At 45.4% G+C, this 19,479-nt stretch carries 19 protein-coding genes; 9 read left to right on the forward strand and 10 right to left on the reverse strand.

What is annotated here, in order from left to right; all coding sequences use genetic code 11:
• Positions 1 to 297: 297 nt before the first annotated feature.
• On the forward strand, positions 298 to 1,143 hold the full coding sequence (locus H6F98_RS09855; protein ID WP_192218491.1) for a universal stress protein: 846 nt from the start codon (positions 298 to 300) through the stop codon (positions 1,141 to 1,143).
• Between the two features lie 179 nt (positions 1,144 to 1,322).
• Here H6F98_RS09855 and psbM read toward each other — a convergent pair whose 3' ends face one another.
• From psbM to H6F98_RS09875, 4 genes are all read right to left on the reverse strand, one after another.
• Positions 1,323 to 1,436: a photosystem II reaction center protein PsbM gene (psbM, locus tag H6F98_RS09860; protein WP_192218492.1), complete on the reverse strand. Its 114-nt coding sequence runs from the start codon at positions 1,434 to 1,436 to the stop codon at positions 1,323 to 1,325.
• A gap of 87 nt (positions 1,437 to 1,523) precedes the next feature.
• Positions 1,524 to 1,820 (reverse strand): 2Fe-2S iron-sulfur cluster-binding protein, encoded by a 297-nt coding sequence (locus H6F98_RS09865; RefSeq protein WP_192218493.1) that lies wholly within the window; start codon positions 1,818 to 1,820, stop codon positions 1,524 to 1,526.
• Between the two features lie 85 nt (positions 1,821 to 1,905).
• Positions 1,906 to 3,927, reverse strand: coding sequence for a TolC family protein (locus H6F98_RS09870; RefSeq protein ID WP_192218494.1), 2,022 nt, complete (start codon positions 3,925 to 3,927; stop codon positions 1,906 to 1,908).
• 218 nt (positions 3,928 to 4,145) lie between these two features.
• On the reverse strand, positions 4,146 to 4,697 hold the full coding sequence (locus H6F98_RS09875) for a PadR family transcriptional regulator (RefSeq protein ID WP_192218495.1): 552 nt from the start codon (positions 4,695 to 4,697) through the stop codon (positions 4,146 to 4,148).
• 136 nt (positions 4,698 to 4,833) lie between these two features.
• Here H6F98_RS09875 and H6F98_RS09880 point away from each other — a divergent pair, with 136 nt between their 5' ends.
• The 3 genes from H6F98_RS09880 to H6F98_RS09890 all read left to right on the forward strand — a co-directional run bounded on the left by H6F98_RS09880 (position 4,834) and on the right by H6F98_RS09890 (position 10,551).
• The gene (locus tag H6F98_RS09880; RefSeq protein ID WP_192218496.1) at positions 4,834 to 6,075 is read left to right on the forward strand and encodes an efflux RND transporter periplasmic adaptor subunit; all 1,242 of its coding nucleotides are present in this window, start codon (positions 4,834 to 4,836) and stop codon (positions 6,073 to 6,075) included.
• 110 nt (positions 6,076 to 6,185) lie between these two features.
• Complete coding sequence (locus H6F98_RS09885; RefSeq protein ID WP_192218497.1) at positions 6,186 to 9,401, forward strand: efflux RND transporter permease subunit; 3,216 nt, start codon at positions 6,186 to 6,188, stop codon at positions 9,399 to 9,401.
• A 904-nt stretch (positions 9,402 to 10,305) separates the two neighbouring features.
• Positions 10,306 to 10,551, forward strand: a complete 246-nt coding sequence (locus H6F98_RS09890; protein ID WP_192218498.1) for a hypothetical protein — start codon at positions 10,306 to 10,308, stop codon at positions 10,549 to 10,551.
• A gap of 23 nt (positions 10,552 to 10,574) precedes the next feature.
• Here H6F98_RS09890 and H6F98_RS09895 read toward each other — a convergent pair whose 3' ends face one another.
• The gene (locus tag H6F98_RS09895; protein WP_192218499.1) at positions 10,575 to 11,513 is read right to left on the reverse strand and encodes a bestrophin family protein; all 939 of its coding nucleotides are present in this window, start codon (positions 11,511 to 11,513) and stop codon (positions 10,575 to 10,577) included.
• A gap of 7 nt (positions 11,514 to 11,520) precedes the next feature.
• On the reverse strand, positions 11,521 to 13,029 hold the full coding sequence (locus tag H6F98_RS09900; RefSeq protein WP_192218500.1) for a UbiD family decarboxylase: 1,509 nt from the start codon (positions 13,027 to 13,029) through the stop codon (positions 11,521 to 11,523).
• A gap of 401 nt (positions 13,030 to 13,430) precedes the next feature.
• Between H6F98_RS09900 and H6F98_RS09905 the strand changes: the two genes are divergently transcribed.
• The 3 genes from H6F98_RS09905 to H6F98_RS09915 all read left to right on the forward strand — a co-directional run bounded on the left by H6F98_RS09905 (position 13,431) and on the right by H6F98_RS09915 (position 15,842).
• Positions 13,431 to 14,579, forward strand: coding sequence for an NYN domain-containing protein (locus H6F98_RS09905; RefSeq protein ID WP_242058459.1), 1,149 nt, complete (start codon positions 13,431 to 13,433; stop codon positions 14,577 to 14,579).
• A 67-nt stretch (positions 14,580 to 14,646) separates the two neighbouring features.
• The gene (locus H6F98_RS09910) at positions 14,647 to 15,378 is read left to right on the forward strand and encodes a MotA/TolQ/ExbB proton channel family protein (RefSeq protein ID WP_242058460.1); all 732 of its coding nucleotides are present in this window, start codon (positions 14,647 to 14,649) and stop codon (positions 15,376 to 15,378) included.
• A gap of 83 nt (positions 15,379 to 15,461) precedes the next feature.
• Positions 15,462 to 15,842, forward strand: coding sequence for a biopolymer transporter ExbD (locus tag H6F98_RS09915; RefSeq protein ID WP_242058461.1), 381 nt, complete (start codon positions 15,462 to 15,464; stop codon positions 15,840 to 15,842).
• Positions 15,843 to 15,850: 8 nt separating this feature from the next.
• On the opposite strand, the gene H6F98_RS09920 is transcribed toward H6F98_RS09915, so the two are convergent.
• On the reverse strand, positions 15,851 to 16,267 hold the full coding sequence (locus H6F98_RS09920; RefSeq protein ID WP_192218503.1) for a DUF2809 domain-containing protein: 417 nt from the start codon (positions 16,265 to 16,267) through the stop codon (positions 15,851 to 15,853).
• 101 nt (positions 16,268 to 16,368) lie between these two features.
• Here H6F98_RS09920 and H6F98_RS09925 point away from each other — a divergent pair, with 101 nt between their 5' ends.
• Positions 16,369 to 16,860, forward strand: a complete 492-nt coding sequence (locus H6F98_RS09925) for a hypothetical protein (protein WP_192218504.1) — start codon at positions 16,369 to 16,371, stop codon at positions 16,858 to 16,860.
• 217 nt (positions 16,861 to 17,077) lie between these two features.
• Positions 17,078 to 17,260, forward strand: coding sequence for a hypothetical protein (locus H6F98_RS09930; RefSeq protein ID WP_192218505.1), 183 nt, complete (start codon positions 17,078 to 17,080; stop codon positions 17,258 to 17,260).
• Positions 17,261 to 17,372: 112 nt separating this feature from the next.
• Here the strand turns inward: H6F98_RS09930 and H6F98_RS09935 are convergent, their stop codons facing one another.
• From H6F98_RS09935 to H6F98_RS09945, 3 genes are all read right to left on the reverse strand, one after another.
• Positions 17,373 to 17,906: a CAP domain-containing protein gene (locus H6F98_RS09935; protein ID WP_192218506.1), complete on the reverse strand. Its 534-nt coding sequence runs from the start codon at positions 17,904 to 17,906 to the stop codon at positions 17,373 to 17,375.
• A 7-nt stretch (positions 17,907 to 17,913) separates the two neighbouring features.
• Positions 17,914 to 18,420: a pyridoxamine 5'-phosphate oxidase family protein gene (locus H6F98_RS09940; RefSeq protein ID WP_192218507.1), complete on the reverse strand. Its 507-nt coding sequence runs from the start codon at positions 18,418 to 18,420 to the stop codon at positions 17,914 to 17,916.
• Between the two features lie 148 nt (positions 18,421 to 18,568).
• A complete protein-coding gene (locus H6F98_RS09945; RefSeq protein ID WP_192218508.1) occupies positions 18,569 to 19,426 on the reverse strand; it encodes a YafY family protein in 858 nt (285 codons plus the stop codon).
• Positions 19,427 to 19,479 lie beyond the last annotated feature (53 nt).

A 19,479-nucleotide genomic window follows, 5' to 3' on the forward strand; every position in this document is an offset into this window, starting at 1 on the left:
CCTTTGAGGAATCATGTAGTGTTAGCGAAGCGATGATTATAGGTGATGCCAACAGGAATCGCTCACACTAGACAATTAAGTAATATTGCAATTGCCATAGTTAAGTAATAAATTGTCAAATTTGTCCAGCAGTATCAAAAGTATCCTTATTCTTATGAAGGCTGAACACAATAAACAGTTACAGGATTTAGGCACCTCAATAGGGAAGCAAAACTCTAAAGATTCCAGCAACTCTCCTTTAGTCGTTTCTCCCAACCGTGTAAGTCCTTGCATTAACAACTACAACTACTTGAAGTAATGATTGAAAAAATTTTGCTAACCGTCGCTGGTCGGGGACTGTGTGAAGAGATGCTCAATATGCTAATGGAGGTTCCCTTCATGCAAAAAGCATCAGTTACCGTCTTGCACGTTGTACCTCCTCAAGTCACAGCCGAAGCCATGTCCGCTAAGTTGGAACAGGGAGGCAAGATTCTGGCAGAGGCTGTCAAGTCTTTAAAAATAGACCCCAGCCGAATCACCCCTCGTCTCAAACAGGGAGACCCCAAAGACGTAGTACTCCAAGTCGCTGACGAAGAGGATTCTGACCTAATTATTATGGGTTCTAGAGGGCTAAAGCGATTAGAATCCATTTTGCAAAACTCAGTTAGCCAGTACGTTTTCCAATTGTCAGCCCGCCCCATGTTGTTGGTGAAAGACGATACTTACGTCAAAAAAGTTAGGCACGTCATGGTGGCAATGGATAAATCTGATGCAGCTAAACAAAGCTTAAACTTAGCCCTATCACTCCTCAAAAACATTAATGGTAGTAAGCTATCTCTGGTTCATGTTAACCCTGATAGTCGCAAATCTAGCGAAGCCACAACGAATGCAGAAGACGATCCAGTTTTAGCCGCCGCCGCCGCTGAAGCGAAAAAGCAAGGGGTGGATTACCGTTGTATCAATAGTAGTGGTAAGGCAGGGCAAGAAATTTGCCGATTGGCGGAGGAAATGAACGTGGATTTGTTGATTCTTGGTTCTCCCGATCGCCGTCCTTCGATCGCTAAAACTCTACCCGATTTGGATAGATTATTGGGATCTTCTCTCTCAGACTACGTCCGGGTATATGCCAACTGTCCGGTTTTATTAGCACGCACGCTTGATTAAACCTAGCTTTGGAGATTGGTGATTGGGGTAAATGAATTAGCGATTGTACGCAACTTCTTTTGGATAAGAATTCTTTCCCAGCCACCAGCCCCTAATCTGTAGTCCCAAAGCGCAACAAAAACCCCCACCTAGCTTAAAGCCAGGAATGGGGGTTTTGTTAACGGCAGATTGTAATTAATTTAATTTTTGTTGCTTTCGCGGCTAGCCGTTTGGATGTACAGAACCAACAGGAAAACTGTGGGAACCAGCACAAATAGAATGCTGGCAATAAACCCTAAATCGTTAACTTGCATTGAATCAGTGCCTCTAAATTGTTTTTAGCCCACTCTATTAGGATATCATTAACGCTCTTATCGCATCGCAGCTATCTTAGTTGAGTTTCACGGCTTTGTTTTTACACTTATTGGACCATTCACTAAAGCTTGGCAAGCTAAGCGGTAACTATCAGGCTTCTTCTTTAGTTTTCGTGTTTCTACTGGTGTCCGAGGGGAAAGATTGTCCACCCCTTCCACAATCTCAACAATGCAAGTACCACATTGACCATAACCTCCACAATTCATCATTTTTCCCCTGAATGTGTAGATATCAACGCCGTTTTGCAGAGCTTTCTCTCTTAAGTTAGCTCCATCAGCAGCAATGACCTCTTGGTCTTCCTTGACAAATTTGATATTAGCCATTACTTCTCCAGACTCTCGCCGTATCCTTATTTTATTAAGGAATATTAAATAATTCTAAGCTCCGGAAACTGGAGAAAGACTCCAACTAGGGCAAATCGAAAAGATTACTATCGGGAAGATTGCTAATTGCTCGTTGCAGAGCAGCTAGCGCCCGATTGTAGTCGAGAATTGCATTGAGTCGGTTGACTCTAGCACGGGTAAGCTGGGTTTGCTGAGTAATCACGTCCGCTTGGGTACCAACCCCTGCCTGAAATCGTAGCCGTGCCAATCGTAAACTTTCTTGGGCTTGTTCCAGGGCAAAAGAAGCCGTCTGAATATTCTCCTCGTTAGCACTCAACTCGAAAAAGGCTTGTTCTACCTCTAAGCGCACCTGATTGCGCTGGTCAGCAAAACGATTTTCTGCGATCGCAATCTCAGTTTCCTCCGATCTGGCTCTTGCTCTTGCTGCTCCACCATCAAAAAAATTCCACTGCAACCGCGCCCCTAAACTCAACCCATCCGCAGGTCCAAAGTCATCATCCAATACCCCAAGGATATTGTAGCTAGCAAATACACTTGCTTGAGGTCTAATCGCTGCTAAAGCTGCACGTCGCTGCTGTTGGCTAATATTTCGATTCACCAGTTGCTGTTCCAACTCGGCTCGATTTTTCAGAGCCAAGATAATACTCTGTTCCAAGGATAATTCCCAATCACCAGCCACTTCAATCGGGTCTGCCGCCGAGACTTCCACTGGCTGAGCTAAACTCAATAACTGAGTAAGCTGACGTCGTCTAATTCGTTGCTGACTAACACCTCTAATCAAACCTTGGTTTTCATTGGCGAGTTGCACCTGTGCCTGCAAGACATCAAATCGTGTACCTAACCCCGCTTGTTCCTGCAACTGAGCATCACGTAAACTCCGTGCCGCATCAGTTACAGCGGCTTGGGAAATTTCAACTTGTGCATCAGCCTCCTGCAAATCGTAGTAGGAACGGATAGTATCCAGACGCAATTGTTGAAAAATCCGTTCTACATCTAGCTGCTGGAATCGCACCTGTTCTCGTGCTGCCCGGATATTAGCTGAACGTCGCCCAGCCGTTAATAGGTCGTAACTTAATTCCACTGTCCCATTGAAGGTCGTTGAAATCGTATCATCATCGTCAGGGGCTAATGGATTGTCCGCTTGTGCCTCAATGCCTAGCTCGCGTTGTGCAGAATCGGAGCGGGTAAAATCTGCACCAAACGTTGCTGTCGGATATTCAGCGGCTAAAGCTTCTTGTAGCTGAAATTGGGAGCGCTCTAAGGTTAGTCTCGCTTCTCTAAGATCTCGATTATTACGCTGTGCCAGTTCGAGCGCCTGTTGTAGGGTAATCGGCTGTGTGATTTGAACTTGGACTTCCTCCGCTTCAGTAGGGAACAGTAGCGGATTAGCGCTAGGGTTGAGAAATTCTGGTGCTGAACCCTGGTTTCCTGGCGGGGATTGGGCAATGTCAGATGCTGGAGACTGAACAATTGTTGGCGCAACGATATCCTGTGAGGGTTCAGATACGTCGGGATTATTGGCTGTGTTTTCCCCTAGGCGATCTGCTGGTAGCAGCGCTGAGCCTAGCGGTTCCGCTTCGCTAACGCGATCGCTTTCCTCTTGCTCAGTTAGAGTCGCTGAGGCTTGGCTAACGCTAGCCGATTTTTCTTCCTCGTCACGAACCCATTCAGGGATTTGTAACTTATTGACAGAGATGCTCTCCTCCCGTGCTTCCCCCACTTCTCCTCTTTGGTCACCCTCATCTGAGTTTGTAACTGGATTGTCTAGATTATTTGGAGCAAGGTTACTTTCTGGAGTATCTGCCTCTGTCGGCACCTCATCGTCTGGGATGACAACCGACTGCTTGGGTTCATCTTCCCCCCCGGCTTTCTTTGATCCTCTTCTCTCAACCTCTTGTGAGTCTTGAGAAGATGCTACAAGACGTCCTTGATGAGGTACTACCTCTGGGTTGGCATCTTGGCTTTGGGCCCGATGCCTCTGAGGTTTACTAATCAATGGAAAATCTTTTGAGGCTCCAGGCTCTATATAGCTCAAAGCGATCGCAGCCCCAATTCCTAAAGCCACGAAATGACGAACACTTGGCATAAGTTCTAAATTTTGGTCTTTAGCTTAAAAGAACTAATCTTCTTGCAGGATTTGCAACCCTTTGCAGAATAATCCCAAGCCTGTGTACTTGGCAAACGATCACATGAGCTTAGTTTGGCAAAGAGACATAGCTTGAGAAATTCAGAAATTCTCTCACACCCTGTAAACACTCCGCAGCCGTACTAAATTTTTTAATCTTTGTAATCATAAGAAATTCTTTAGGATAAGCCGACACGGGTTTCTGCTTGGCAGCCACTTTTGTTGCGTTCTTTCTCTAGTTGCTCCTTGATCCATTCAATATCTGACCGAAGACCACTCAAGCATTGCTGTCCCACACTCTTCTGGTAGGGGTCAGTGAGTGCCTGATGTTCAACCTCAAAACTTTCAAGGCGTAGCTGACAGACATTCAAGCGATGCTTCAGTAATTTAATCCGTTCAGCGGGTTCTAGGTTGCCGAAGAAGAAGAACTTGATGAAAAAGCGAGAACGACTGTTCACCCAACTTTCGTGGGGATGCTCAATCATCTTTTGATGCCATCGTTGACGCCCCTTGTCAGTTATACAGTAGGTTTTGCGACTTAACCCGGTTTCTGCCTGGTCTGTCGCTAGGGTCGCGATTTCTCCTCGTTCCTCTAGACGCCTCAATAAGGGATAGATTGCACCATAGTTAACACTGATACTACTACTCATAAACAGCTCTAACTGCTGCTTCAAACGGTAGCCGTGCAGCGGTTCACACTGAAGTAGACCTAAAGTTGCTAGTTCAAGCATTCATTTATCTATACCAGACTGATATACTATCGGAAAATATGCGCGTTCAGTCTACATTGCTTTAATTAGTTTTTCAAAACTGGAATAATCACCCTACGTTTGACGTTCAACAACTCAGCCAACCAAGGCAAGTGCAATGGCTAAACTCGGTGCCTCACTTTCTGGTAAATCTCTAGGTATAGTACTTCTACTTTTATTTCTAACCGGGGCTTGTAGTCGCGGTGATGCTCCTCCAGGTGCAGCAGGAGGCGCACCTCCAGGAGTTCCGGTGAAACTTCAGGAGGTGGAAACAGGTACGATTGAGGAAAGCACTGAGATTGTTGGCTCACTAGAAGCTGATCGCTCGGTAATTTTGCGACCTGTTATAGAGGGTCGAGTCACTCAAATTTTTGTCTCAGAAGGAAGCCGCGTTGCCGCTGGCGCTCCAGTTGTGCAACTGAAGCCTGATAAAGGTCAGGCAGAAGTGACGGGTGCGATCGCAAACGTTAACGCACAACGAGCGGCGTTAAATAATGCCCAAGCGCAAATCAGTGCGGCAGAGGCGGAACGAGTTAGTGCAGAGGCTGACTTGCAACTTCAAAACGAGCAATTCGAGCGGATTTCAACTCTTGTTGCTCAAGGAGCCTTTGCAAGACAACAATTAGACCAAGTGAGACGCGATCGCGACGCTGCCCGTGCTGACCTTAACGCTGCCGAAGAGCGGGTTCGAGCGGCTAGAGCCACTTTAGATCAGGCAAATTCTGCCATACAGCAAGCCCAAGCCCAAGCCAACCTCGCTGGAGAAGAGCTACAAGATACCAGAGTGGCTGCCCCCATTGCTGGTGTTGTCGGTAACATCCCAGTAAAGCTAGGGGACTTCGTTAACACAAGTAGCACCCTGACGACGATTATCCAAAACCAATCGTTAAACCTTAACATCACCATTCCAGTTGAACGCGCCTCACAATTGCGCGTTGGGCTTCCTGTACAGCTAACTGGGCCAAAAGACGGCACCCCCATAGGCACAGGTCGAATTAGCTTTGTCTCACCTCAAGTAAATTCCCAATCGCAGGCGATCCTCGCAAAAGCCACCTTTCCCAATCCGGAAGGTAGCCTCCGAGATGGGCAGTTAGTTCGATCTAGGGTGATTTGGAATAGAAGTCCTGGAGTTTCCATCCCGACAACAGCCATATCGCGTGTGGCTGGGCAGACTTTTGTTTTTGTTGCACAACAACCGCAAGGAGAATCCAAACTCATCGCTCGTCAAAAGCCTGTGAAACTAGGCGAAATTAAAGGTAACAATTATCAGGTCATTGAAGGATTGCAAGCAGGAGAAAAAATAATCGTTTCTGGCATTCTCAATTTGTCTGATGGCGCTCCCATCATCCCTCAGTCATAAAGGGAATTGGGAACTAGGGAAGTATGGACAGGGAACTGAGTACTATCCAATTCCCAATTCCCAATTCCCAATTCCCAATCCCCAACCCCAACCACTCATCCCCTACTTCCATGTTTGTTGATTTTTTCATTAAGCGACCTGTCTTCTCTACGGTCTGCGGTTTGATCATCTTACTGGTAGGAGCAATCAGTATTCCCACTCTACCGATTGCACAGTTCCCAGATATCAGCCCAACTCAAGTCAGCGTTACGTCTAACTACAGTGGGGCGAGTGCGGAAGTCGTAGAAAACGCCGTCACGAACATCATTGAACGAGAAATCAATGGGGTCGAAGGCATGAAGTACATGACTTCGAGCAGCAGTAATGATGGCACCAGTACAATTACAATCACGTTTGACCCTTCACGGGACAAAGATATTGCTGCGGTTGATGTTCAGAACCGAGTGTCTATCGCCCAACCCCGATTGCCACAATCTGTTCAACAAACTGGTGTTCGGGTCAGCAAAGAGTCCAGCAACATCCTCATGGCGATCGGACTCTATACGGTAAATGGTGAGTACGACAACACCTTTTTGAGTAACTACGCTGATATTTATCTGGTAGATGCCCTGAAACGGTTGGATGGTGTTGGTAATGTCCAGATTTTTGGTGAGCGCAAATATTCAATGCGCCTGTGGCTAGACCCAAATCGCCTTGCTAGTCGGAGTCTAACGCCTCAGGATGTAGTCGATGCGCTTAATGAGCAGAACCTACAGGTCGGTGCTGGGGGGATTGGTCAGCAGCCAGCGCCAGAAGGACAAATGTATCAACTTGACCTACGGGCGGTCAGCCGACTCACTGATGCTTCCCAATTTGAGGAAGTTGTCCTAAAGACCGATGATGATGGCACGCTTGTCAAGCTTAAAGATGTCGGTCGGGCTGAACTTGGGGCAGAAAACTATAGCACATTCTTGCGATTTCGAGGCAATGACGCTGTGGGTTTGGGGATAAATCAACTTCCCGGCAGTAATGCCTTGGATGTTGCCCGTGTGGTGAAAACAGAAATGCAAACGCTTGCCAAGTCGTTTCCGCCTGGATTGGAATATCGCGTGGCGTTTGACACAACGAATTATGTGGAAACGTCTCTGAGCGAGGTACTGATTACGCTCTTGATCGCGATCGCGTTAGTCGTCTTAATCATTTTTCTGTTCCTACAAGACTGGCGCGCCACCCTAATTCCCTCGATTACAATTCCCCTGGCTTTGATTGGTACGTTTGCCTTTATTAAAATCTTTGGCTTTTCGATCAATAGCTTGTCCCTGTTTGGTCTAACCCTGGCAACAGGTATGGTGGTTGACGATGCGATTGTTGTGGTCGAGGATATCTCAACGTTTATTCAAAAGGGCATGAGTCCTCGTCAAGCCGCGACTGAAGCCATGCACGAGTTGTTTGGAGCAGTCATTGCCACCTCACTCGTACTGATGGCGGTGTTTGTGCCAGTGGCATTCTTCCCTGGTACAACGGGAGCACTTTATAAACAATTTGCCCTGACGATCGCTTTTTCGATCGCGATTTCGACCTTTCTTGCCCTAAGCCTTACACCTTCCCTCTCAGGACTCCTGCTGCGTCAGGGGCAAGCACCACGCGGTTGGATGGGTTGGATTTTTGGTCGGATTAATGGGTTCCTGGATTGGACAAGACGAGGATATCAGCGATCGCTAACGTTTTTGACCCGCTTTAAAGCCGTCGTCATTGGGCTATTTATCCTGTCCTTGGGGGCAACCGTTTGGCTTTTCCTCAGCGTGCCTACAGGATTTCTTCCTGAAGAAGACCAAGGCTATTTCATCACAGTTGTCCAAGGACCAGAAGGCGTCTCACTAAACTACACCAGCGAAGTCGTCAACCAAGTCGAAGAAATTATCCTGAAAGAGCCTGAAGTTGTCGGGACTTTCGCGGTGGGTGGCTTTAGTTTCAGCGGTAATACGGCTAACAGTGCCTTGATTTTTACGACCCTTAAGCCTTGGGATGAGCGTAAAAGACCAGACCAAGCAGTCCAGGCAATTATCGGTAAATTATTTGGAGCGTTCGGGGCAATTCCCGAAGCGAGAATTTTCCCTGTTAATCCACCTGCCATTCAGGGTTTAGGCAGCTTTGGCGGCTTTAGCTTTCAGTTGCAAGACCGCAGAGGAAACGAAAGTTTAGAGCCTTTGCTTCAATCTTTCGGTCAAATCCTTGGGCAAGCTAATCAACCAGGTAGTGGATTATCACAGGTGTTTAGTACGTTTGCCGCAAACACACCTCAGCTTTTAGTCGAAGTAGACCGCAACCAAGCCAAGGCGCTGCAAGTCGATATTGATGATATTTTCAACACCCTGCAAACGTTATTAGGTTCGCAGTATGTAAACGACTTCACTTTACAGCAACGGAATTATCGCGTGTATGTCCAAGCAGATAGCGAGTTTCGCTCAAATCCAGAGGACATCAATAATCTGTACGTTCGTTCTGCAAGCGATCAGATGATTCCTTTAGGCAATTTGGTCAAAGTGACAACAACGACTGGGGCACAAACGATTAACCACTACAACCTATTCCGGTCTATTGAAATAACGGGTTCGCCAGCCCCTGGTTCTAGTTCGGGACAGGCAATTCAAGCGATGGAGAATCTGGCGGCGAAAGTGTTGACACCAGGATTGGGTTACGAATGGTCAGGGACTTCTGCCGAAGAGTTAGAGTCGGGTGGTCAAGCACCAATTATCTTCGGGTTGGGGCTTGTGTTCGTGTTCTTGGTACTGGCGGCTCAGTACGAAAACTTCATTGACCCCGTGATTATTATGCTCACAGTCCCTTTAGCAATTTTTGGGGCACTGTTGGCACAGTCGATGCGTGGTTTGGTCAATGATGTCTATTGCCAGATTGGTCTAGTGATGCTGATTGGTCTAGCGAGTAAGAATGCGATTCTGATTGTGGAATTTGCCAACCAGTTGCGAGAGCAAGGGCTTTCAATTACGAAGGCGGCGATTGAGGCTTCGGAACAACGCTTGCGTCCAATTCTCATGACTGCCTTATCTACTCTCTTGGGTATTTTTCCTTTGGCAATTGCAACCGGAGCAGGGGCAGGTAGCCGTCAATCTCTAGGTACAGCAGTTTTTGGTGGAATGCTGATCGCTACGTTCTTGAGTTTGTTTGTGGTGCCTATTCTGTATATCGTAGTCAAGTCATTTAGCGATCGCTTTAAAGGCGGTGGTAAGTCCAAAAAGACGAGACAATCAAAACGCCAAGCCTCTTCTCTAACTGCTGGTGAAGCGATGGCTGACGGGAAAGCCCTAAGGAGTCAAACAGGAGAGTAGAGCCTGTCTGGGCTTAGTATCTGTGAAACAGCGCTATCAGTCAGAAAAACAAAAAAGCCGATGGCTGATAGCTGAGCGCTAACTGCTATATTGAACATACCAAAAGCGATCGCCTTTAGTTAAAGAGCGATCGCCTTCTTGTAACCTATTAAGTTAGTTTTGAGCAACTTCAAAGAGAGCTATAAAAAGGGAATGTTTTTACACTCAATAGAAAAAATTAACGGCTAGGTAAGACGTTAATTTTTTCTATTGACTCTTGATTCCCTTTCACTGCCCCTTTTTTGAAGTGAAGCAACCATCTGACGTCTAACGGCACTCGCCCAAACGTCAAAATTAAAGCGGTCAAGGCTATCGTTAAACGATGTATCGAGACAATTGCTGGGTTGTTGTTTAATCGAGTTATTCATGTTAAACCTTGGCTAGAAGCCGTTAAAACTACGAGCCTAGAAGTCAAGAAGTAGTTGCTATGCCCATTTCAAATAGCTTTCAGGGTACCTACAACAAGTAGAACTGAACTCTATTCATAAATTGAAAAATTAGCTAGTCCTATTTTTCAGGGTAAGAGCGCCTTCTCTCTCTACCTTAAAACACAATTCCTATCTCGTGATGTACTTAATGCATCTATGTGATGCGTAAACTGCATTAAGCAAACTTGTAGCACTCCTGACTATACGTTTCCATACTTGGGAAGGTATAGCAAAAGACGGCAGGCAGAGGGCTTTTTGTGTGTTACTGATACGCGATCATTTGAGCTGTTAAATCTGCCTTAACCTTTATGGCGACAGCTATAGAGGCAAGTTTCCCCAACCACAGGAGCTATGTCGTTAGCTAGAGGGAACAAGTACTGGCTTCATCTAATTTTTTATCAGGTAGATACCTTGGTAACTTAATCAAGAGCCATTCAATGAATTCTGAAGAAAAGCCACTAATTAATCTATCAATTCACGAAAGCTCTGACCCAGAGATGCTTGAACGTGATGCCGAATCAAAAACTGGTAGTAAGCCAAACGACCAAGCATCTAGTGAGGATAAGCCTGAGGGGATAGAGCCTGACTCTGATGTCATCTACGATGAGAGGAGAGCTGAGCGAACACTAAATGTTGCTTCCCCAAATGCGGCAGCAATTGAATCAGGGATAACAGAAATTTAAACGTTGCGATCGCTGATAACTTGCTATTTCATTGCTGTTGATTGCCAATTTCTTACGCAAGGAGCTAGGGTAATTAAATCTTCAATATTACGTTGCATTGTGGCGCAAATTGTGTCTAAGGGCAAGTCATTGGCATCATAACCAAAAGGATTTTCGATTTCGATACCAATTTCTTCAATGCCAAATACAGCAAAACTAATCAAACCCGACACAAAACCCGTCCACCCATTCAAGCCATCAACGAGTTGAAAGGGTAGGGAGAGGCAATAGATTAACAACAACTGCTTCAGGTGAATGGAATAAGCTAAGGGAATTGGAGTTTTCAAAATTCGCTCACAAGCCCCTAAAACATCTACCATCTGATCGAGTAACTTCAGCATAGCAGTGAGTTGATAAGTATTGAGATAACCTCGCCTCTGCTGTTCTTGGAGATAATCTCCAATCCAAAAAGCAATTTCTAGAGGTGGATGATTCATCGTTTTGAGCAGTTGATATTGCTCTTGTGACATCAACGCCTCTAGCTCACTGTTTACTGGCTCTCCTCGAAGATGTAACTTAATAGAAACAGCAAAAGCCACTAACAATCTCAGTGTCGTCACTTTTGCGGTTCGATCTTCTGGCGTATGTTCTTCAATCGCTCCCCAAATCTGCCGAGCAAAATTACGGACGGTATTCACCAAAGTTCCCCAGGCTTTACGACCTTCCCAAAACCGTTCGTAAGCTGTATTTGTCCGAAAAACCAATAGTAAACCTAAGACAATGCTAGGAACAACTCCACTCAAAACTGACAAGGATACAGAAAAACCAAAGTGGTGAAGTATTGAAATAAAAACGCCAAAGACACTGGACAAAAGGACTCTGGGAAGAATAGAGGGAATAACTGACCCTTGTAAACGTAAAGCGACTCGAAACCAGTGATTCTTCTTCCAATCTGTATCATTGCTCAGTTTTGATTTAGCCATATTTGCTCTATCGCATATCGTATCCAAACAAATTGGGGTCAACTTCACCCAAGTTTAAATCATTCAAACCATACTCTTCCCAACGTCGTTCTACCATTGCAGCAACATCTGGATCTGATTCTAAAGTTGCGCCCCATTCATGGTCAGTTTCTGGAGGCATTTTTGTTGTTGCATCAATTCCCATGCGACCACCTAAGCCAATTTTTTCGCTAGCAAAGTCAAGGCTATCAAAGGGTGTATTGGGCAAAATAAAGACATCCCGCACAGGGTCAACTTTAGAACTAATTGCCCAAACAACTTGGCGTGGATCGCGAATATTAATCGTTTTATCAACAACAATCACAAACTTTGTGTAAGTAAATTGTGGTAAAGCACTCCAGAACGCTAGAGCCGCACGTCGTGCTTGTCCGGGGTAGGCTTTATCAATGGAAATAATCGCTGCTTTGTAGCTGAGGGCTTCCATTGGCAGGAAGAAGTCAACAATTTCTGTGACTTGTTGCCGCAGAATCGGAGTATAGATGCGGTTAAGTGCGATCGCCATCATCGCTTCTTCTTTCGGTGGACGTCCACTGAACGTTGTAAGATAAATCGGGTCTTTGCGGTGCGTCATGCAGTGGAAGCGAATCAACGGCGAATCTTCTACCCCACCGTAATACCCCATATGGTCACCGAATGGGCCATCTGGCAGTATTTCCCCTGGCGTAATCGTTCCTTCTAGAACAAATTCCGAATCGGCTGGTACTTCTAGATCTACCGTCTTACATTTAGCTAGCTGAACGCCAGAACCGCCATATAGTCCAGCAAATAGCCATTCTGACAAGTCAACCGGAATCGGTGTCGCGGCTGCCATGATAATTAAGGGGTCAACACCAAGTGCGATCGCAACTTCTAACTTTTTCCCTTGTTCAGCCGCCTTCCGCAAATGCCTTGCACCACCCCGCACAGATAGCCAATGCACCGTCATCGTGTTGCGGGATTGTAGTTGCAGGCGATATACCCCAACATTCGCGGTTCCTGTCTCACAATCTTTCGTAATGACTAACCCCAATGTGACAATCTTCCCGGCATCACCTGGGTAAGGGCGAATCAGTGGTAACTTCGTCAAATCCACATCATCGCCTTGAGTCACGACTTGCTGGCAAGCTGGGAAAAAATCACGTCCTGGCTTGGCTTTCACCACATCAAACAAGATTTTGCCAAACTCTACCGCCTGGGAAATCTTCTTCGGTGGCTTCGGCTGTTGCAGCATCCCCAGTTTCTTACCTAGTTCCTCCAGTTCCTCTGGGTGCTGCATATTCATTGCCCAGCAAATCCGTTCCACCGTACCCATCAGGTTTACCGCTACTGGAAAGGATGCCCCTTTGACATTTTCAAACAACAAGCCTGGGCCACCGCGTTGCAGCATCCGGTTGGAAATCTCCGCAATTTCCAAATCTGGGTCAACTAGAGTTGTAATTCTCCGTAATTGCCCGCGTTCCTCTAGTAGTTTGATGAATCCCCGCAAGTCTCTCGCCATAATTAGATATTAAGAAGTATGAAGCGCCATCTTTATATTATGAGGGGAATCCTAAATATGAGGATCGCCCTCTCTCAGCTCAGGAGTAAATCAGGACAACCATCGCAATCATGTTGGATAACCCCAGTGTGACACCCATTAATGATTCTGCCCTCATTGAGGAAATCAGCTTCTATATTTACCAAGCCATTCTCGAAATCCAGCAGCAGCAGCCTAACTTGCTAAGGGAAAAGTATAGGAACGTTCCGTTGCACAATCCCAAAAATCAGTCTACCTTCCTCGTAAAGCTAAAAGAAGGATTCAGCAAGGCTCAAGACCAGGAAGCACTGATTATAAATGTCCAAAAATTCCTGCAAATCTTACTAGTTTCCAGCTACTTCAAGCTACCAGATTACGATAACTTGATAGAAAAAATTCGTTCTTCAACTCAACACTTAGTCTTGGATAGCTCAACAGATGTTGGACATTCGCAGCAAGTCAAACCATTGACATCAACGCTATCGAGAGCATTACCCGAACCTTCAGAAGGAATTGCTATTTTACTTCTTGATGCGGAAAACTTAAAACTTGACGTTAATACCGAAAAATTCTTGACCGGGGTTTGTGTTTATCCTATTCAAATCAAAGTTGCTTTTGCTAACTGGAGTAAGATGGGTAAGCAAGATGTGGAATTTCATGGACGTGGCTACGAACTCATTCATGTTCCAACGGGGAAAGACAGTGCTGATGTAAAAATGGCAACTGTTGGCTCTTCTATTTTTGTACATTATCCGACAGCAAGAGAAGTTTTAGTTTGTTCGTCTGATGGGGTAATGACTCATTTATGTAACACGCTTCAAACTCATGGTTTAACAGTATATCGAGTTCGTAAGCAAGCAGACAATTTAACAGTATTTAATAGCAAAACAAATCAAACTCAGGTTCTTTCTCTCAAGCCTTCATTAGAAGTTCCCTCGCTGGAGCAAGCAATCAGTCAGCTTAAAGAGTTAATTAAAGTAGAGCAACAAGATACCAACAATCCCTGGGTAAAACTCTCTAAAATTTCCAAATTATTTCACACCAAGTACAAACTAACTATCTCTCAAGTTGTGTCAGCTCATCTTCCAGGAAAGCGAGCTAGAGATATTTTTACCGAAAATAGCAAGGATTTTGTAGTTCATCAGCCTTCAGATGACGCTGAACTGTATCTAACTTTATTTGAAGTTAATCATCCAGATACTGTGAGTCGTCAAAATGAGGTTAAGGAAATTGAGTCAAAAACGAATTCGTTCCCTAGAAAAATCAACTCAAGAGTAGAACTAGAGCAAGCCCTGATAAAACTTTTAACTGAAGTAACTACAAAATCGCCTGGGAGTTACATTGGTCTTTCAACGCTTGGAACTCAGTTTAGTAGACAATATCATCAACCAATTACCAAGATGATGAAAAGTTTACAGTTGAACGGTAATTTTATAAGATTTTTACAGTCTTGTAGTTATTTTAAGCTGAAGCAAACAGGCAAGGAATGGCAAGTTGCGATCGCTCAACCTGAACCTGCTACTTTAAAATGATGCTACTTAATCACAAATTAGTGAAATAATTACCCTTGCTTAACCAGTTCCGCTGAGCAATTCCGATATGCTAGCGTGGAAAAGCCTGATTCAGCCTAGCCAGCCCTTACCCTATATGTCCAGAATCCTTGATTTGATTGTCTCAGGTGGCCCGGTAATGATACCCATCGTCGGGCTGTCTGTTGCGACCTTTGCCTGCGCCTTGGAGCGTGGCTGGTTTTGGTTCCAGTTGTTGAGACAAGAAGATAGAATTGTCCACGATGTTCTGGCTGCGGCGCGGGTTGACTTAGACAAGGCTGCTGCTATTGCCTCTCAAACGCAGGCACTCCCGATTGGTCGCTACCTACTAGCACCACTAAAGCTCAAGAACCCCACCCCTGAAACTTTTCATCTGGCATTAGAAGCCGCTGGTGACAAAGAATTTGTCCGGATGCATAAAGGGGATAAACTTCTAGAAAGTGTGGTTGGGCTTGCACCTTTACTCGGTTTGTTAGGTACCGTAACGGGTTTGATTGTCACGTTTAATAACCTTAATATTGGCGGTGGTGGTGCGAGTGAGAGTGCAACCAAGGCAGCGGCTGGTATTGGTGAGGCTCTGATCACGACAGCCGCTGGTATGATTGTGGCAATCATTGCTTTGTCATTTTTCCGAATTTTCGTTACCTTACAATCGCAACAAATAGACTATTTTTCTGAAGTTGGTAGCGAATTAGAATTAATCTACCGACAAACTTGGTACGAACCATCTTTTCCTAATAAAAGCTCATCTATCAGCGATCAGCTATCGTCTGAATACTAGGTCTTCAGAGTAAAAATAATACCTAAAATCTAGAATCCCAACTTAACACAATGCGCTTCAAATCTAAGCAGAAAAGCTCGCAGATGCCAGAAATTAACCTGGTGCCAATGATGGATGTCATTATGACAATTTTGACATTCTTCATCATTGTGTCCATGACTTTAACAAATCAGCAGAATGCGGTTAATGTGACTCTACCTAGCGCAGGTGAGGGACTCAGTGAGCAGAAAACACCCGATCCACTAGTTGTGAGTATTAACGAGCAGAGACAACTATTTCTAGGGAAGCAACAGATTACTGAAGATCAATTAGCTCAACCAATGCAAGCCTATTTGCAGCAACACCCAGAAGGAGCAGTTGTTTTAAATGCAGACCGTAAATTGCCCTACGAAGAGGTTGTAAAGGTTCTTGGAAAAATGCGGGATATTGGAGGCGATCGCGTTTCTCTGGCAATTGAAAGCTAACTGAGCGATTACCTGTGGTACCGTGCCAAGCATGATCGCATCCACAGCCAACCGAGAACGCTACCAATCAAGTAAGAGGGAAAATCTGACCAAGTAAATGTGTTCCCCAGTACGAGGCGACCTGGTAAGGTTGCTCGCATCGTCTGCAACAATGGGGATTGCCACAGTTGCAGAAATTCCAGCGCACAGGTGGTAAAGAATACCCCTACAGCAGTCCATAAGGGTGAAGGTCGCGGGAAGAGGAGAGCAACCAGTAGAATCCAGAAAATTTCATAGGCAATGCTCCCAAACGAGTCATTTAGCCATTCAGGTGCAGTTCCATGAAACCGAATGGCGTAACCCAAAGGAACAATTACGACGATGCTGATGAGCAAAGCAACCCGGTACTTGAAAGCACGATGAGGCTGAACATGTGGGGAAGCCATTAGCGATTTGATTTGAGAAATGATAGTTTGTCAACTATAGTTTCTTATTGAATCTAACTACGATCAGCCGTCTTCTAGAAACAGGACACTGTTGATGCGCTATGGTGAGCTTCCACTCTTTTGAACCGCAACCTGAACCAATAGAATTAGTTCTACCAACTTACATCACGTTTCAAGCTGCCACTGCCAGTAAATCAGTTTACCTCTGTGCCTACTGCAATACTCCTGAACGCATTGTTGACATCATTCAGCGCACAGTTCAACGACTTGGAGGAATGAGTGTTTGCCAACCCCTTGAATCAGGTAGCTTCTCCCACCAGTTAAGCATTGGAGCGCAACTACCAGGTCTTTCCAGCTCCGATCTCTGGAAAATTCGTACTGCTATCCAAAAATCAGGTGGCATCGTCGAGACAGTTCGCGTCAGCTACTCGATTCGCCGACCGACAAACAGTTCTCCTCAGCGTCCTAAAACTTGTGAAGGCTGCCGCTACTACTACGGCAAAAGCCACGGCAACACCCAACTTATCTGTGCAATGCATTCTTATGGTTCTATCAAGAACACTTGTCTAGATTGGGTAAGTCTAGATGCCTGAACGCAGCCTGAGTTATGAGGATTATCTGTGTACACCAAAACGGATGTGGGCTTCCTGCCGACTTTTTGTGAGCGAAAACATTGTTCGTGATTGCTAGGAATCACGATTTTCAGTGACTATCTTCACGATAATTTAGAGCGCTTTATCACGAAATTGTATTTTTTTACAGCCTAGGATACTCTTATCAGGAGGTGTGCTAGTCAATCAGGGAATAATCATGACACTTTGGAAACAGGCTCAACAACAACCCTTCAATACTTATCGAGACCCCCAGACAGGTCAGTGGACTGTTGTGAATCCATCTCAACCACTTCAGGACATCATTGTTGAAGCACCTGTTTATCGAGACCCGGAAACGGGACGGTGGATAACAGCAAAATCATCCTTACAAAATATCTAGAAGCTGAGAGCTTTGTCTCAGAGCGAACAGGGATGAGAGCAACTGTACGCTTTTAAGAGAGACCTCGACGTTTAAAATACACAAAAGAATAATGCGATCGCATTACGCTTTGCTATCGCATAAACAATTGAGTGAAGTAATAGGTATTGCCTGTGCGCCAAACCCCGATACCTGTTTCTCGATATTCAGGACGCAAGATATTCTCGCGATGACCTGGACTATCCATCCAACCCTGCACTGAGGCGGGGACGGGTTGAGGGATGTTAGTACACATAAACAGATTCTCACCCAGCATGAAGTAGAAAATTATTCCTGCTGAGCGTACCCGTTTCACCATCGTGCTACCCTCCGGACTGGTGTGGCTGAAGAAGTCTTTCTCTGCCATCTCCTGACTATAGTCACGCGCAGCCTGAGCTAATTTTTCATTATTCTGAAGTTCGCTCAAACCCTGCTTTTGACGAATTTCATTAATCCGCTGGCGCACCTGCGCTTCCATTTGCGCTGTTGCAGGAGATTGGGGTGTAGCAAGGGGAGTTGGTGGGGAACTGGAGCGAGTATCGAACTCAGGCAACTCTGAAAGAAATTGGGTGACAGAATCACATCCGGACAAAATCAGGGCAAGTGCCACCCAAACAGACCATCTCATAGGGTACTTAGCTCAGGTTGATTTTTTCATTCTCGCCACTACTGGCTTTCTCGCCTGTGGTGATTGCTTTCACTAAGCCAATCGTGTGGGCAACAAAGCTCGACGGTGCATCCCAGTATTCAGCCTTCTGTACATTGACCTTCAGCAAAGCAATATCGGGTTCATCCAGTCCTTTAGGAAACCAAGCTTGGAGTTGCGGTTTCCACAATTCCTCTATCTTGCTGCGATCTTGTACTAATTGAGCGGTACCTGACATTGAGACATATCGTTGTTTATTGGGTGCTGAGAAACTAACGTTGACTTGTTGATGCTGCTCAACTTCCGTCACTTTATGGGAACTGGCATAGGTGAAGAACCAGACGCTACCATCAGCTTCGATCTCCCCATTCGTTGACATCGGGCGGCTATGCAGAGTCCCGTCCTCGTCTATTGTCGTTAGCATCCCAGTGTCAATGTCTTTGACGAGTTCACGCAGCTTCTTAATTTCTTCGTTGTGATCTATCGAAGTAGTCATCTCTAGTTGCTCTTTATTTTGAGTATGAATATTCTCCTACGACCCGTTGCAATGGCTCGTAAGGCTATATTCAGTGTTAACGTTCATAGGTCTGGATTGCCTAAGTCTAGGGGTGGAGTTCTGCTTGTCTGGGTTTGTTTCCCTAGGGCTAATCTTGGATTTTCAGCCCATATTGATTGCAAAGGGCTAGCAGTTTTTGGGTGAAACGCGATCGCACACTCTCTGGCGATACAATCTCGCAATCCTCCCAATAGGGTGACACCTCTCTAAATAACCAAAAGGTACTCGACACTTCCTTGACTACTTTCCGGATATCTCCCTCCCAGGTATCGCTAATATCCTCTGATTTCATTTCATAAGCACGGGCGAGTCTCTTGTAAAAGTGTAATTGCACTTTTACTAAGTCTTGATTATCTCGCCATTCTCCCTCAGTGGGTATGATGGCTAAGTTTGTAATCCGATCCAACCGCAAAGAGCGATTATGAGCTAGTTCAGGAATATCGAAATTGTCTTCTGTCTGTTCGTTCCAGGTTTCCAGGTAAAACCGCTTTTCCCGAAGTCTGATATGAGCATGGCGAACGATGAACTCCCAAGCTCTATTTTGGGCATCCTGATAGTAGAGGCGAAATGGCTGTCTGTTTTCGATTTGCTGATCGAGCCGAACACGCCAATTTTCAACAGGTTGGCTGATTTGCTGAAGGAGAGACTGACGTTGGAGGGGTTCCAAATTTCCTCGATCCAATACCAATGCAGTCAGTGTTTGAGCTTGAGGGAGATATCCAGAATCAATGAGTAATTTAACCGCTTGTTCGAGAGACTGTACTTGCACTGGAGTTAAGGTGAACCGCTGCCCTACCTCTAGCTGCTGTTTGGCGATCGCTACTATTAAACCTGATGGACTGGGCTTTTTGCCCCAGAGAATGTTTAGACGGGAGGCGATCGCCTCTAACTGCTCCTTTGTTCCTGGCGGAACTGAAAGGGTAAGAGCTTCTTTTTTTCTCGGCATCTCAAATTTATACTTGCACTTTATGGAAAATTATGTCATCTTGGGTTTAGTCT

Source organism: Microcoleus sp. FACHB-SPT15 (assembly GCF_014849525.1).
GTDB classification, from domain to species: Bacteria; Cyanobacteriota; Cyanobacteriia; order Cyanobacteriales; family Coleofasciculaceae; genus Symplocastrum; species Symplocastrum torsivum.

What these genes read in the sequence shown, in the direction of transcription:
- H6F98_RS09855 (WP_192218491.1), top strand. Translation starts at nt 298, where the DNA reads ATGATTGAAAAAATTTTGCTAACCGTCGCTGGTCGGGGACTGTGTGAA.
- psbM (WP_192218492.1), bottom strand. Translation starts at nt 1,436, where the DNA reads ATGCAAGTTAACGATTTAGGGTTTATTGCCAGCATTCTATTTGTGCTG.
- H6F98_RS09865 (WP_192218493.1), bottom strand. Translation starts at nt 1,820, where the DNA reads ATGGCTAATATCAAATTTGTCAAGGAAGACCAAGAGGTCATTGCTGCT.
- H6F98_RS09870 (WP_192218494.1), bottom strand. Translation starts at nt 3,927, where the DNA reads ATGCCAAGTGTTCGTCATTTCGTGGCTTTAGGAATTGGGGCTGCGATC.
- H6F98_RS09875 (WP_192218495.1), bottom strand. Translation starts at nt 4,697, where the DNA reads ATGCTTGAACTAGCAACTTTAGGTCTACTTCAGTGTGAACCGCTGCAC.
- H6F98_RS09880 (WP_192218496.1), top strand. Translation starts at nt 4,834, where the DNA reads ATGGCTAAACTCGGTGCCTCACTTTCTGGTAAATCTCTAGGTATAGTA.
- H6F98_RS09885 (WP_192218497.1), top strand. Translation starts at nt 6,186, where the DNA reads ATGTTTGTTGATTTTTTCATTAAGCGACCTGTCTTCTCTACGGTCTGC.
- H6F98_RS09890 (WP_192218498.1), top strand. Translation starts at nt 10,306, where the DNA reads ATGAATTCTGAAGAAAAGCCACTAATTAATCTATCAATTCACGAAAGC.
- H6F98_RS09895 (WP_192218499.1), bottom strand. Translation starts at nt 11,513, where the DNA reads ATGGCTAAATCAAAACTGAGCAATGATACAGATTGGAAGAAGAATCAC.
- H6F98_RS09900 (WP_192218500.1), bottom strand. Translation starts at nt 13,029, where the DNA reads ATGGCGAGAGACTTGCGGGGATTCATCAAACTACTAGAGGAACGCGGG.
- H6F98_RS09910 (WP_242058460.1), top strand. Translation starts at nt 14,647, where the DNA reads ATGCTAGCGTGGAAAAGCCTGATTCAGCCTAGCCAGCCCTTACCCTAT.
- H6F98_RS09915 (WP_242058461.1), top strand. Translation starts at nt 15,462, where the DNA reads ATGCCAGAAATTAACCTGGTGCCAATGATGGATGTCATTATGACAATT.
- H6F98_RS09920 (WP_192218503.1), bottom strand. Translation starts at nt 16,267, where the DNA reads ATGGCTTCCCCACATGTTCAGCCTCATCGTGCTTTCAAGTACCGGGTT.
- H6F98_RS09925 (WP_192218504.1), top strand. Translation starts at nt 16,369, where the DNA reads ATGGTGAGCTTCCACTCTTTTGAACCGCAACCTGAACCAATAGAATTA.
- H6F98_RS09930 (WP_192218505.1), top strand. Translation starts at nt 17,078, where the DNA reads ATGACACTTTGGAAACAGGCTCAACAACAACCCTTCAATACTTATCGA.
- H6F98_RS09935 (WP_192218506.1), bottom strand. Translation starts at nt 17,906, where the DNA reads ATGAGATGGTCTGTTTGGGTGGCACTTGCCCTGATTTTGTCCGGATGT.
- H6F98_RS09940 (WP_192218507.1), bottom strand. Translation starts at nt 18,420, where the DNA reads ATGACTACTTCGATAGATCACAACGAAGAAATTAAGAAGCTGCGTGAA.
- H6F98_RS09945 (WP_192218508.1), bottom strand. Translation starts at nt 19,426, where the DNA reads ATGCCGAGAAAAAAAGAAGCTCTTACCCTTTCAGTTCCGCCAGGAACA.